Annotated in this window: 14 protein-coding genes; 10 read left to right on the forward strand and 4 right to left on the reverse strand. The window is 42.0% G+C overall.

From position 1 onward, the window contains the following. Window positions 1-116 precede the first annotated feature (116 nt). On the reverse strand, window positions 117-395 hold the full coding sequence (locus KP78_RS04440) for an aminoglycoside 6-adenylyltransferase (protein ID WP_041086649.1): 279 nt from the start codon (window positions 393-395) through the stop codon (window positions 117-119). 218 nt (window positions 396-613) lie between these two features. On the opposite strand from KP78_RS04440, the gene KP78_RS04445 reads away from it, so the two are divergent. The 5 genes from KP78_RS04445 to KP78_RS04460 all read left to right on the forward strand — a co-directional run bounded on the left by KP78_RS04445 (window position 614) and on the right by KP78_RS04460 (window position 3385). Continuing rightward, entirely contained in the window at window positions 614-997 is a 384-nt protein-coding gene (locus KP78_RS04445; RefSeq protein ID WP_041086651.1) for a PH domain-containing protein, read from the forward strand. A 187-nt stretch (window positions 998-1184) separates the two neighbouring features. Then, a complete protein-coding gene (locus KP78_RS04450; RefSeq protein WP_052474563.1) occupies window positions 1185-1499 on the forward strand; it encodes an ATP-binding cassette domain-containing protein in 315 nt (104 codons plus the stop codon). After that, window positions 1499-1642, forward strand: coding sequence for a hypothetical protein (locus KP78_RS20265; protein ID WP_162835572.1), 144 nt, complete (start codon window positions 1499-1501; stop codon window positions 1640-1642). The genes KP78_RS04450 and KP78_RS20265 overlap by 1 nt, the downstream gene beginning before the upstream one ends. Next, window positions 1624-1950, forward strand: a complete 327-nt coding sequence (locus KP78_RS20530; RefSeq protein ID WP_052474564.1) for a hypothetical protein — start codon at window positions 1624-1626, stop codon at window positions 1948-1950. Before KP78_RS20265 ends, KP78_RS20530 begins: the two co-directional genes overlap by 19 nt. A 163-nt stretch (window positions 1951-2113) precedes the next feature. Then, window positions 2114-3385: a glycoside hydrolase family 18 protein gene (locus KP78_RS04460; RefSeq protein ID WP_041086663.1), complete on the forward strand. Its 1272-nt coding sequence runs from the start codon at window positions 2114-2116 to the stop codon at window positions 3383-3385. Window positions 3386-3730: 345 nt separating this feature from the next. Here the strand turns inward: KP78_RS04460 and KP78_RS04465 are convergent, their stop codons facing one another. Further along, entirely contained in the window at window positions 3731-4234 is a 504-nt protein-coding gene (locus KP78_RS04465; protein WP_041086670.1) for a cupin domain-containing protein, read from the reverse strand. A gap of 137 nt (window positions 4235-4371) precedes the next feature. Between KP78_RS04465 and KP78_RS18485 the strand changes: the two genes are divergently transcribed. The 5 genes from KP78_RS18485 to hutH all read left to right on the forward strand — a co-directional run bounded on the left by KP78_RS18485 (window position 4372) and on the right by hutH (window position 11793). Beyond that, window positions 4372-5892: a helix-turn-helix domain-containing protein gene (locus KP78_RS18485; protein ID WP_052474567.1), complete on the forward strand. Its 1521-nt coding sequence runs from the start codon at window positions 4372-4374 to the stop codon at window positions 5890-5892. Between the two features lie 348 nt (window positions 5893-6240). After that, window positions 6241-7920 carry a urocanate hydratase gene (gene hutU, locus KP78_RS04475; protein ID WP_041086671.1) on the forward strand — a complete coding sequence of 560 codons (1680 nt, stop codon included), beginning with the start codon at window positions 6241-6243 and terminating at the stop codon, window positions 7918-7920. A 42-nt stretch (window positions 7921-7962) separates the two neighbouring features. Beyond that, a complete protein-coding gene (gene hutI, locus KP78_RS04480; protein ID WP_041086673.1) occupies window positions 7963-9216 on the forward strand; it encodes an imidazolonepropionase in 1254 nt (417 codons plus the stop codon). A 27-nt stretch (window positions 9217-9243) separates the two neighbouring features. Continuing rightward, window positions 9244-10260: an agmatinase family protein gene (locus KP78_RS04485; RefSeq protein WP_041086675.1), complete on the forward strand. Its 1017-nt coding sequence runs from the start codon at window positions 9244-9246 to the stop codon at window positions 10258-10260. Window positions 10261-10290: 30 nt separating this feature from the next. Next, window positions 10291-11793, forward strand: coding sequence for a histidine ammonia-lyase (hutH, locus tag KP78_RS04490; RefSeq protein ID WP_041086678.1), 1503 nt, complete (start codon window positions 10291-10293; stop codon window positions 11791-11793). A gap of 76 nt (window positions 11794-11869) precedes the next feature. Here hutH and KP78_RS04495 read toward each other — a convergent pair whose 3' ends face one another. Further along, window positions 11870-12073, reverse strand: coding sequence for a hypothetical protein (locus tag KP78_RS04495; RefSeq protein ID WP_041086680.1), 204 nt, complete (start codon window positions 12071-12073; stop codon window positions 11870-11872). A gap of 122 nt (window positions 12074-12195) precedes the next feature. After that, entirely contained in the window at window positions 12196-14241 is a 2046-nt protein-coding gene (locus tag KP78_RS04500; protein WP_041086682.1) for a putative bifunctional diguanylate cyclase/phosphodiesterase, read from the reverse strand. Between the last annotated feature and the right edge of the window lie 106 nt (window positions 14242-14347).

Consider the following 14347-nt stretch of genomic DNA (forward strand, 5'->3'; position numbering starts at 1 on the left):
GACCTTAAGGGGCTAGGCGCTGTAGCTAGTTTTCGAAGAAATCGAAGACTTGTCAGCAGTCTGAAGCGGAAGGAGTGTGCTCCTTCCGCTTATTTTTTATCCATTTGCATATTTCTTCAGTAGGAGGACAGTTTCTCGTCCACTTCATGATCATAGCTGCAGTCTAAATGCTCTCCAACCTCAAGTGCAAGTCTTCGAAAAAGAGCCATTGTATTGAAAAGGGCCTGCCAGTTTTCATCAAGGTTTGTTCCTGAATACGTGCCTTCAAGCTCTTTCCGCGTTGCAGTATCCAAAAAACGTTTAAACCAGCGGCCGAATTTATTCGGGTTCACCTTCCAGTCATATTGAACTTCAGGATGCCATTCAATTATCAGCTGAAGGTAGTGAAAACACATCACGTTATCCAGTATATATTCAGTTTACTATCCTAAGGATATAGCCCATTTTTCGGTTTCAACTTACATTCGGCCCCGTTCCAGATTTTATTTTTCTCTACTATTTATACCATCAAAAAATGTACATTTTATACTTTTATAATAGGTATTTACCAATTAAGATAAGTATAAGCATTAAGGTAATTGTTAGTTTTCAAATAGAAACGGAGGAGATCTAAATGGGCTTGTTTGATGGATTGATGGGAAATGCTTCAGAAGTAAAAGTGGAGGATGTAAAAAAGGAATTTGGCAATTTGCTTATACAGAATGAGAAAATTGAAAAGGCCTATAAGCTAATTCGTGATCTGTTTATCTTTTCAAACAAACGTTTGATTTTAATCGATAAACAAGGAATGACTGGGAAAAAGATCGAATATCACTCGATTCCATACAAAAATATCACCCATTTTTCCATTGAAACAGCGGGTACCTTTGACCTTGATGCTGAGCTGAAGATTTGGGTATCAGGAATGAGTGAACCGATAGGAAAAACGTTTAATAAGCAGCTGAATATATACGATGTACATGCTGTGCTGGCTAATTATGTGCTTACTGAAAAATAAACAGAAGAGAAGGATGGGTTAATTCATCCTTCTCTTCTGTCTATTTATGGTAAAAGTGGTTTTCTGAATATTTATCTATAATACCGTTGGTTTGTAAGTGATTTACTTAGAAGGTGATTAAATGGATGAAAAGGTGGAAATAGTAAAAATTTAAGACTTACGAAAAAGCTATGATGGAAAATATGTGATGCAAGGGATTGATTTAACTGTATATGAAGGTCAAATCATTGGTTATATCGGACCAAACGGTGCTAGGAAAAGCACAACAGTAAAAATTATGCTTGGACTAGTGGATGAATACATAGGAAATATTAAAATTTTTGGTCAAAAACTTTCTGTTGGAGATCACGAGTATAAAAAGAGGATTGGCTTTGTACCGGAGAATGCTGAAATCTATGATACGCTGACGGTTCGTGAATACTTGCTGTTTATTGGAGGGCTTTACGGGATTGAAGAGTCCGTTACCGAGCATAAAGGCAAAAAATCTTATGAGGAAATTTGATGGAGCTTGTGCTGCTCGTCATGCTCATTCTTGTTTTAACAGCATTTGTTTACATGTTTATTTTGCTGCTTGTGTGGTTTGCAGCCGCGCATGAAGTGAGATGCAAGGGTTTCTTCTTGTTATTATGTTATTGGCTATCGTGACGCCATTTCTAGCAGTCTTTCTATATATTAAACCGATGCCTGTTTTTGAACAAAGTCTTCAGAAGCTCACGGATAATGAAAGAAATGCAAAAAAGCAGGCAGGAAAAATTCATACATTGATTGGCCGGATCGTACGCCCGAATAAGGAAGAGCGGGTGTTCCTTCATTTTTCCAGCATTATGCTGAAAAATGAGCGAGAGTTTAAATTGAAGGTATACCCGTCGCTTGAATTTGCGTATTTAATCCCATTTTTTTTTTATGTTTTCAATGCTTCAATCAGATTTTACTTACATAAGAAAACTAAATAAGACGATGATTGAACAAAATGAAAGAATGATCTCACTATTGGAGGAAATAAAAAATAAGTAGCCAACTGCAACGTTGCTTCCGCAAGGCTTCCTTCTCAGGTGGATTCCCAATGGGTTTTTCCCAGCATACATTACTCATATGAACTTTTTACGGGAGGTAGTTATGATTATTCATGTGGTAAAAAACGGGGATACATTATGGGGGACTGCTAATCGTTATGGTGTGGATGTTTCAAAAATTATTGAAGCAAATGAGCTGCCTGATCCAAATAAATTAGTGATTGGCCAGGCGCTTGTGATACCTGGTGTTGTTCGAAAGCATACTGTTCGACCGAGAGAGATGCTGTGGCAAATCGCTCAATTTTACGGTACAACCGTTCAAGAGCTGCTGGAAGTAAATCAAATTCAAAATCCAAATTTGATTACACCAGGAATGGTACTGACCATTCCTGTCAGAAAGCCAGTCATTGATGTAAATGCTTATGTTATTAATATGGGAGAAGAAGGCGCTCAAGACGTTCGTGAGGTTGGAGAATATTTAACGTATGCAGCCCCCTTCGCCTATATCATGCAGGAAGATGGGGGGCTGACAGAAATCAATGATACAGAAGTCATTCGAGCGGCAGTAGAATCACGTGCCATAGCAATGATGTGTATCACCAATTTTACAGCTGCCGATCCTGGTTCAAAGCTTGCCCAAACGATTCTCGGCAGCAAAGAGATACAGGAACGATTATTAAACAACATCGTTAAAACGATGAAAGAAAAAGGATATCAGGGATTAAATATTGATTTTGAAAATGTGTATCCCGAGGATCGTGAGCAATACAATCAATTTCTACGGCGTGCGGTAGATCGTTTGCATAAAGAAAATTATTTTGTTTCAACAGCGCTTGCCCCGAAAACAAGCGGGGATCAAAAGGGGCTGCTCTATGAAGCGCATGACTATAGAGCGCACGGGAGAATTGTCGATTTTGTTATATTAATGACCTATGAATGGGGCTATAGATTCGGACCGCCTCAAGCCATTTCACCACTTAATCAAATTAAACAAGTGCTGGATTATGCGGTCACGGTTATTCCGAGAGAGAAAATCTTTTTTGGTTTTCAGCTTTATGCCCGCGACTGGCTGCTTCCTCATGTCGAGGGACAGGAAGCAGAAACATTTGATATGCAGGAAGCGGTTCGCCGAGCTGTGAAACATGGAGCTGTTATTCAATATGATCAGACGTCCCAAGCGCCATTCTTCCGTTATGTTGATGAGGAAGGCCGAACGCATGAGGTCTGGTTTGAGGATGCCCGCAGTGCGCAGGCGAAATTTGATATGGTAAAAGATTATCGATTGCGCGGCATTAGCTATTGGGTGCTCGGTTACCCGTTTCCGCAAAATTGGCTTTTGCTTGGAGAGAATTTCACAATACGAAAACGACGATAGGAATAATGGAGATAACAGCCGAATTGGGCTGTTTTTTTAATTTAGACTATTAAATTTGCCTGTTGATTTCCGCGGGCGGTCAGGGAGCCTCCTCGGCGCTTTGCGCCTGTGGATTCTCCCTGTGACTCGCATTTTCCGCAGGATTCTAAAGCCTTACGCACCAATCAACATCGTGCAAAAATTAACAAATATCTTTAAGACAGCTTTATTTTAAAAATCTTTTTACTAAAGGCATAGGGGATGGATGTTATTGTGGCGAAAACTGAATCATGAAATGGGAAAAAGACTGAGTTTTTCACTATAAAAGCCCAGCATGCTCAGCACTGGGCATAGTAAGCAACTGCTCTAATCCATTGGAGTCCAGCGTTCAAGAAGAGACCCTTCTTTGCCATAAACAGGATCTGTTGATGGAATCGGTACATTTCTTATTTCTTGCAGCACTACCGGACGTTCCCCAGGTTCACCTGTTCGGGTGTTATACTCCATGCCTTCCGGATACGCGCCTACAATCCGAAAATGGCTGCTGGCGCTCATTTTCTTATGTCCGGTTCCAGCCGGAAGCACGAGCACATCTCCTGTATTAACCTCGATCATTTTTCCTTTTTCTCCACCGAGCTGGATCATGGCAGAGCCAGACTGTACGCCAAGTACCTCATGAGCGTTGCTATGGTAATGATGATGGTCAAACACGCCATTAACCCAGCTATTACTCCATCCATTTTTATTGAAAGTTGCTTCGATTTCGTCAGGATTATCTAAAAATACACCTTCGTATATCAAAACAGGTAAACACGGATTATTCGGCATAAATCCGTCATCTTCAAACGAGTACGCAATTACGTTGTTCATAAAAACCCCTCCTTTAAACCAAATAATACCCTAATTAGAGAAGGTCAATCCCTGAATTGTGTTCATTCCGGATGTTTTTTTACGCGTTAAACACGATCCGTTCAGTGCTATAATCAAGGTTAAGGGAGGTGAGGCTGATGAGAATGCTCAATGTTCTTATTTATCATCAGGAGGAGTTTGAGGCAAGAGGCATTCAGTGGGTGCTGGAGCATCAAATTTCTCAGGTGGCGGTAGAAATCGTGACAGATAAGCAGGCGCTCCTGCAACAATTGGAAGCCTCACCTGTTAACTTATTAATTATGGAATTAGAGCATCAAGCAGAGAACGAAAAAATTGAAAAGATTCTCAAGGATTTAGGAATTTCATGGATCGGCATTACAATGGAGCGAACGTTTGAAATGGCAAGCCGTGCATTGCGGTGGGGCGCATCTGATCTATTGCTGAGACCCTTAAACACGAGTCAGCTTGTTCGGGCTGTACGATCCTTTATTGTATCGAAAAGAAAAGCCGTTTTTCGAGAAAACAGTACGCAGCAATTAAGATCGGTGGAAGAAGGTGAAAAGGATGAACTGGAAGCCTTAAACTATTCAACTCTTTTTTTGCCGAGTTCTTATGATTTGAAAGAGCTTTGTTTTTTGGCACTGATCGTAGAAAACAAACACGATTTAAAACAATTGTTTGAGCGCGTGCAGAGCTTTCCTTTTTCCTTCACGTTTAAGCCCTTTTTGTTTAACGATATTATTTTTATAGTTGCACGGAAGGATGGATCGACTATGTGGATAGAGGAGTGCAATCAATTCCATTCCACATGGCAGCAAGAGCAAGGCTCGCCGCTCGCCATCTTTATTAATACAAACAGTGTTGTTGAGGAGCAGGAGGCAACCACAATAAATGAAGCCTACTTACATACACGTCAGCTAACGGAAATTATTTTTTATTTAGGCTTTGAAACGGTCTATGAGCGTAAATCCTTTGGGAAATGGAAAGTGATGGATCCTTTTCTAACTCCGTATGAGCAGCTGGAATGGATCGATATGCTCCAAAATCAACAAGCAGAAAAAGTGAAAAACTGGCTGTCTGAAGAATTCCTAACGTTATCATCTCCATACCCAAACCCGACAACGGTACGTGTCCGATTAACCAGTATCCTTGCTCAAATAAGACGTTATATGAAAGCAAGAGAACTTCACCTTACGCATTGGGAGAAAGAATACGAGTCTCTGTTTGAAGAGATTGTTGAAACGCCGGTTATTTATCAGATTATCCAATCGATGACGAACTTTTGTACAAGACTTCTTAATACTCCTTCAGAAAAACAAGGCGAAAACCCGGGCACCTTAAAGGAGAAAATCGAAAGACTGATTGAAGTGAACTATTGGAATGCCCAGTGGGGACTTGATGGAGCAGCAAAAGAACTGAACAAGCATCCAGCCTACATAAGCAGAGCCTATTCGGCTGCGGCAAACAGGACCTTTAGACAAGCACTCAATGATTATCGAATTAATGAAGCGAAGAAACTCCTTCAGGAATCACAGCTGGTGATTCGAGAGATAGCTAAATTAACGGGTTTTGAATACAGCTCCTACTTTACGAATAAATTCAAAAACATAACTGGAATCACACCGCTCGCATATCGCAATGTTTCAAAACGGGGGTGAATTAAAGCGTGTTTCGTCACTTGATGACGGGACACGTTTTTTAGTTTATGAGGAATCGTGCATAAACGTTGGACTTAGGTCCGGAAATCTTAAACTTTAGCCCACAAATTCGAGATGAGGACCCATAAACATGCAAGCATATAAAAACATACGCTTTTTCGTTTGAAATAGCTTTCTTCTTCATTTCATAAAACAGTAAAATTTATATAAAAAGTTAAATTATCAATATTTTTACGTGCATTATTGTGGTGAAAAGTAAAATTTTTATAAATCATATTATATATGTATAACAGTATTGCTCAAATGGATCGAATAGAATGAAAGTATAGAAAACGGGGAGGGTATCGAATGAGGGCACATAAGAATGTAGTGAGGCAGTATAAAGCTTTTAGAGGAACGGAGCTCCATACGAAAGGATGGCAGCAGGAGGCGGCTCTTCGTATGCTGTTAAACAATCTAGATCCGGACGTCGCCGAACGGCCGGAGGATTTAGTGGTATACGGCGGTATTGGGAAAGCAGCCCGAAACTGGCCTGCCTTTGATACCATTGTGAAATCATTGAAAGAATTGGAGAATGACGAGACCCTTCTTGTGCAATCGGGCAAACCTGTTGCCGTATTTAAATCTCACCCGGATGCACCGCGAGTGCTGTTGGCGAATTCAAATTTGGTCCCTGCCTTTGCAAATTGGAAGACCTTTCATGAGCTGGATCACAAGGGCTTAATGATGTATGGACAGATGACAGCGGGAAGCTGGATCTACATTGGGTCGCAAGGTATCGTTCAGGGGACGTATGAAACATTTGCGGAGGTTGGGAGACAGCATTTCGGCGGAACTTTAAAAGGAACGATCGCGGTTACTGCCGGTCTTGGCGGGATGGGTGGGGCTCAGCCTTTAGCCATCACGATGTGCGGCGGAGTCTGCCTTGCCATTGATGTTGATGAGACAAGAGTAGACCGCCGATTGGAAACGCGTTATTTAGATGTGAAAACAAACTCTCTGGAAGAGGCGATAACATTAGCTGAACAGGCAAAACAAGAAGGAAGAGCATTATCCATTGGAGTGATTGGGAATGCAGCCGAGCTTTTACCTGAAATGCTAAAAAAAGATTTTACTCCTGATGTATTAACAGACCAAACATCTGCACATGATCCGCTAAATGGCTATCTGCCAATAGGAATGAAGCTTGAAGAAGGAAGGATTATGCGAAAGGAACAGCCTGAGCGCTACATGAAACTGGCAAGTCAATCAATGGCAGTCCATGTCCAGGCCATGCTCGATCTTCAAAAGAAGGGTGCAGTGACGTTTGACTATGGCAATAATATTCGCCAAGTGGCAAAAGATGAAGGCGTTACGAATGCTTTTGATTTCCCTGGGTTTGTTCCAGCATATATTCGTCCGCAATTTTGTGAAGGGAAAGGACCGTTTCGCTGGGTAGCGTTATCCGGAGACCCTGAAGATATTTATAAAACAGATGAAGTGATTTTACGTGAATTTGTACAGAATGAGCACTTATGTAACTGGATTCGGATGGCGCGCGAGAAGATACTATTCCAAGGTCTTCCGTCGCGGATTTGCTGGCTTGGCTATGGTGAAAGAGCTCGTTTTGGCAAAATTATTAATGAAATGGTGAAAAATGGAGAGCTAAAAGCGCCGATTGTAATCGGACGGGACCATTTGGACAGCGGCTCTGTTGCGTCACCAAATCGTGAAACGGAATCAATGCTTGACGGCTCTGATGCAGTGGCGGATTGGCCGATTTTAAATGCGATGATTAATGCTGTAGGCGGTGCAACCTGGGTTTCCGTTCATCATGGCGGCGGTGTAGGAATGGGATACTCTATTCATGCCGGGATGGTCATTGTTGCGGATGGTACGGAAGAGGCTGCAGCAAGAATTCAACGAGTATTAACCACTGACCCCGGCATGGGCATCGTGCGCCATGTGGATGCCGGCTATGATTTGGCAAAGAAAACGGCTCGAGAAAAAGGAGTTAACATCCCAATGCTTGAAGAAAACAGCGAATAACCCGATTTGAGAGAAGTCTATACAGAAAGGGTGGATGGATGAATGAAACCGATCTGGATAAAACATGCCGGCCAGCTTGTCACAATGGCTTCCGATCATCAAAGTGCCCGTACAAAAGAAGCTATGAGTGAGCTTGGTATTATCGAGGACGGCAGTGTTTGGCTGGAGGACGGTATCATTGTAAAGACAGGCACTACATTGGAGCTTGAGCATATTTATACGGAACGGGCTGCTGAAGCGGAGGTGGTCAATGCTGCTGGAAAGCTTATTACACCGGGACTGGTTGACCCTCACACACATGTTGTATATGGCGGCACGCGGGAGCATGAGTTTGAAAAGCGTCTTGAAGGTGTGAGCTATATGGAAATTATGAATGCTGGAGGCGGCATTCATGCGACAACGAGAATGACAAGGGAAGCAACAGAAGAGGAGCTCTATAACCAAACGAAAAAACGCTTGGATTCCTTCTTACAGCATGGCGTAACAACGATTGAAAGCAAAAGCGGATACGGCTTAAATCTGGAAACGGAGCTTAAGCAACTGAATGTAGCCAAAAAGCTGAATGAAACGCATGCAATTGATTTAGTCACAACTTTTATGGGGGCACATGCCGTTCCAATGGAGTTCAAGGGAAGAGAAGACGACTATGTCGCTTATGTCATTGAAGAAATGATTCCCAAAGTAGCGTCTGAAAATCTAGCTCGGTTTATTGATGTCTTTTGTGAAAAAAATGTTTTTACACCGGAGCAATCAGAGCGTATTTTAGGGGCAGGAAAAGCATACGGACTTATACCCAAAATTCATGCAGATGAAATTGAACCCTATAAAGGAGCAGAGCTTGCGGCAAAGGTGGGAGCTATATCGGCAGAGCATCTTTTAAAGAGTTCAGATGAAGGTATTCAGGCAATGGCTGAGAGCGGTGTTATTGCTTGTTTACTGCCGGCTACTGCGCTTTACTTGCGCGAAGAAGCAGCGCAGGGAAGGAAAATGATCGATGCTGGGGTGCCAGTTGCTATTTCAACCGATTGCAATCCAGGCTCCTCTCCTACGACAAGTATGCCGCTGGTCATGAATTTGGCGTGCATTTCCATGCGCTTGACTCCTGCTGAAGCTCTGACTGCTGCCACAATTAACGCCGCCTATGCAATGGGGGTGGAGAAATTTGCAGGAAGTATTGAACCTGGCAAAAAAGCGGATATTGTCATGTGGAATGTTCCCAATTATCAAATGCTTCAATACGCTTTTGGTGTGAATCATGTGAAAAAGGTCTGGAAAAGTGGAATACAAGTCGTTTAAACGGGTAGACGAGGGAGGTTTTGCACAATGACAGAGATCAGAAATCAGCTTCAACAAGCCTTTATCCATCCAGCTGAGTGGAGCTGGACGAAAAATGGAGCCCATCAAGGGAGGGTGCAGCATTGGGTTCATACAATAGAGAAGTGGGAGAAATCAATTGAGCAGATTGATGCGGTCATTCTTGGCCTTCCCTTGTCCCGTTCTTCCATCAGTGTATCAGGTGCATCAGAGTATCCGCTGGCATTTCGTAAAGGCTGGAAAGGATTTTCAACGTATAATATAGATGAAAGCATCGATCTTGCGCCCCTTAATGTGGTTGACCTTGGGGATGTAGCGATGCACGGGACAGATATTGTCGAAAGCCAAAAGCGAATACAGCAAGCAATGGAAGCTGTACTTCAAGCCTTTCCCTCTGCCATTACGATTAATATTGGAGGGGACCATTCAGTTACGGCGAGCGCAGTGCGAGGCTTAAAAGCTGTCACAGACAATGAAACGATCGGTATTTTTCAATTTGACACCCATTTGGACCTGCGAGATCCTGCAGAAAACGGTCCTTCAAATGGCACCCCGATTCGCCAGCTTATAGAAGCAGGTGTCGTAAAAGGGAATCATGTGTATAACATTGGTCTTCACGGTTATTTTAACTCACCTGATCTTATCCATTATGCGAAAAAACACAGTGTGAATATGATTACACTCAACAAAGCGAGACAGCAGGGAATCGTTCAAACGGTCAGACGGGCGCTTGCATCCTTACAGCAGCAAGTGGACCGAATCTATGTCACGGTGGACATGGATGTACTGGATGTCAGCTTCGCACCCGGTGTGCCAGCATCGACACCGGGCGGGATGTTTACGCATGAATTATTTGCTGCCTTACTTGAGGTCGGAAAACATGATGAATTTAAGCATATTGATTTCGTTTGCTTGGATCCATTAAAGGACGAATCGGCCTCTCCGACAGTAAAAGCAGGCATTTACAGCTTTCTTCAAGTACTTTCAGGTGTGATAATCACACGAAATCAAATAAATGGAACCTAGCAAGAGAGACAAATGCAAGGAGGCGAAGGTATGGTTGAACTGAATGGTAATCATTTGACGCTTGAACAATGCAGGCGAGTATTGTTTGATGGTGAGAAAATCAGTATTGCGGAAGAAAGCATGGAAAAGGTAAGAAAGAGCCGCTGTGCCGTTGATGAAATTGTTTCTGCACATAAAAAAACCTATGGAATCAATACGGGATTCGGAAAGTTTAGTGATGTAGAAATTGCAGAGAAGGATGTGCATGCCCTGCAGCTAAATCTCATTCGCTCACATGCATGCGGTGTTGGAGAGCCCTTCCCTGAGGTGGTATCACGTGCCATGGTACTGCTTCGATTAAATGCCCTGCTAAAAGGATTTTCTGGTGTGCGTCCAATTCTTGTGGTGCATTTAATGATGATGGTAAATGAACGTATTCATCCTGTTATTCCACAGCAAGGTTCATTAGGTGCTTCTGGTGACCTGGCGCCGCTGTCTCATTTGGCGCTTGTACTCATCGGCGAAGGTGAAGTTTGGAAGGACGGAAAGCATGTACCGTCTATTGAAGTTTGGACATCGTTAAACATCCCGCCAATTGAACTGCAGGCAAAAGAAGGTCTTGCGTTAATTAATGGAACGCAAGCAATGACAGCGATGGGCGTCGTCAATTATCTTGAATCAGCAAAACTTGCCATCCAGAGTGAATATATTGCTTCTATGACATTGGAGGGCTTGCATGGTGTGATGGATGCTTTTCATCCTGCTATTCATGAAGCGAGAGGATATCCTCAGCAGGTCGAAGTGGCAGCTAGAATACGGGGGATTTTACAGGACAGTAAGCTAACAACTGTGCAAGGTGAAAAGAGAGTTCAGGATGCATACTCGCTCCGCTGCATTCCTCAGGTGCACGGGGCAAGCTGGCAGGTTCTTGATTATGTGAAGGAAAAGCTTGAGATTGAGCTAAATGCCGCGACAGATAATCCGCTGATTTTTGATGAAGGGAAGACGGTCATCTCGGGAGGAAATTTTCATGGACAGCCGATTGCTTTTGCGATGGATTTTTTAAAGGTGGCGGTGGCTGAACTGGCAAATATTTCAGAACGGCGCATCGAACGATTGGTCAATCCGCAGTTAAATGAAGGGTTGCCTGCTTTTTTAAGTCCGGAGCCAGGGCTGCAGTCTGGAGCCATGATTATGCAGTACGCTGCTGCGAGTCTTGTTTCTGAAAACAAAACGCTGGCGCATCCAGCAAGTGTGGATTCTATACCATCCTCTGCCAATCAAGAAGATCATGTAAGCATGGGAACAATTGGGGCTTGCCATGCCTTCCAAATGATCCAGAATATGAAAAGAGTTCTCGCGATTGAAGCGATTTGTGCTATGCAGGCGGTTGAATACCGAGGTGTTGAACAGATGAGCACAAGGACAAGGGATTGCTTTGATGATTGGCGTAAGATTGTTCCTTCAATCAAAAGAGATCGATCATTTTCCAAGGATATTGAAAAACTATGTTTACATTTAAATGATCAAAAATTAAAGGAAGCGGTTTTGTAAGATCATGACCGCTTTTTTACTATTTTATTTCCTGATGCTAGAAGAAGAGTAGAACGACAAATGAAAATGAAGGGGATTATTGAGCAAAATAAAAAGAACCATCGTCTCCTTTATGAAGAGAATGGTTCTTATGCTTAAAATGGTATAGATGATCTTTTTTCGTTTTGGTGGTTCTTGTTCTCATATCGGCTTGCGTGAATGGGCTGCGTTTTATTTCAGGATTAAGCCTGCCCTCACGTACAAGCTTCTCACGCATTTTCCTCGCTTTTGATTTTGACACTTCTCTCATTCCTCCCAGTAGTTGTTTCTTTAAGTATAGCATGTCTATCCTGTGGGCTGGGAAATACAGGTTTCATGCGAAAAAGCATATATTTACTTGTAAGGGCGAAAACTAGACAGTTCTTACGGTAGTTGAATAGAAGATAATATTTTCATTTTGTTCAGTTCACTTGCCCTTACAGGTTCACTGTAAAAATAACCCTGTCCATAATGACAGCCCATTTTTTTTAATAGACTATGCTGCCCGACCGTTTGAATTCCTTCGGCGACGACATTCATGCCCAGCCGCTTTGCAAGTTGAATAATGGTTTCCAATATTGCTTCATCCTTTTCAGTTCCGGGAAGGCCGCTAATAAAAGATTGATCAATTTTAAGCGTATCGATCGGCAGGTTTTTTAAATATGTTAAAGAAGACAGCCCGGTTCCGAAATCATCCAGTGCAATGGTGATTCCCATTTCTTTTAATTCCTCAAGCATATAAATAGACCGCTGGATATTTTCTATAATCGAGGTTTCGGTTACTTCAAACTCTAGTTTTAGTTCATGTGGATCCACGTTGACTCGATTTAAAATATTCCTAATCATTGTATTGGCACCTTCATATTGAAAGTGGGAAGCGGATAAATTAATGGCTATTTTTTGGATGAAGAAATTTTCTTTTTTCCATTCTTTTAACTGTATGCATGCCGCTTCAAGAAGCCATGCAGTTAGCTCTTGGATCAGTCCGGATCGTTCTGCAACCGGAATAAATTCACTTGGTGATATATTACCAATCGTAGGGTGGTTCCATCGCATGAGGACTTCTGCTTGGTCAATCAAAAAATGGTTCAATTCGACTTTCGGCTGATAAACTAAAGTAAATTCTTTTTTTGTACTTAATGCATTTTTTAACTCTTCATATAAAAGCTGTTCGCGTGTGTTTGAGTGCAGCGACTCGTCGAATGGCACGAACCGATCACGTCCTGCTTTTTTCCCAGCCTTCAATGCCAGTTCAAGCTCACGCGAAATTTCGATAAACCCTTTATTATTGGATGCCGTAGTTGAGCCAATCGTTGCTGTTAGTGCAAGTTTATTATTATTAATTTTTACAGGGGATTTGATTGCCTTCATGATCGGTGTGGCGACCGATTCCAACTGTTGACTGGAATCGATTCCTTTCATCATTAAAAATTGATTGCCATCATAACGAATAACAGCGCCATGGCCGTCCACTTGTTTTTTTAGTCTGTCAGCAAGCTCTAATAAAATTTCATCGCCTAATTCAAATCCGAATGTTTCATTTAGCCACTTATAGCGGTCGATATCAATTAGTAAAAACAGCGGTATTTTATTTGAGGATTTGCATTTATTAATAAAGTTCTCAAAATATTGATCAAGCCACCTGCGATTATGAAGATGGGTAAGGCTGTCGTGGAAGGCCATGTGTTTTAGCATATGTCGCTCAGACTGTGTTGCAAGCAAAAGAACAGAAAGGGAAGTAATAATGACAACAGCAATAACAGTTCCGAGTATTCCATGTGAAGTGATTGGCTCATTTGACAGCGTTCTAAAGTATTCAACGGGTAGTAAAAATTCGGCCCCTGCCATTCCGGTATAATGCACACTAGAGACAGAAAGGCCTATCATCACGGCTGCAATTAACAGCAGCCATCTATTAGGTGTGTGTTGGTGGTGCTTTAAAAAGTAAAGGACAATAAATGATGAAGTGACTGCGATTACAATGGAGATGACAAAAGGGAATATGTTGTGGTGAATTGTTCCGGGAAAATTAATTCCCTGCATTCCTGAATAATGCATGGCTGTAATGCCGAGACCCATCAAAACACCAGCGGTCACGATTTGCCAAACCTTTTTTTTTGTAAAGTACAGGGTATAAAAGGCAATAAATCCGCCAAAAACAACCGGTATAACAGAGATTCCTACGATCCACCAATTATATGAAATACTTATTGGTAAGCTAAAAGCTGCCATTCCAACGAAGTGCATGCTCCAAACAGACATTCCTAAAGTAAAGGAAGCCAATAATAAAATGGGCCAAGTAGTTGAAGTAGAGCGGGCGAGCTTTTGGTTTAAATCTAAGGCTGCATAAGCGCCAACAATAGCGATCACTAATGAAGCAACGATCAGTCTTGTATCATGGTATTCCGTTAAGGTTATCCATTCTCCCATAGCGGCCACTCCCAACATGCGATAGATAATTACAAAATACATATATATTACATAATTATTATATATAAAACAGTATGAAAAGACTATTCTTTTTGGGGCATTTAAG

The organism is Jeotgalibacillus soli, assembly GCF_000829435.1.
GTDB lineage: Bacteria > Bacillota > Bacilli > Bacillales > Jeotgalibacillaceae > Jeotgalibacillus > Jeotgalibacillus soli.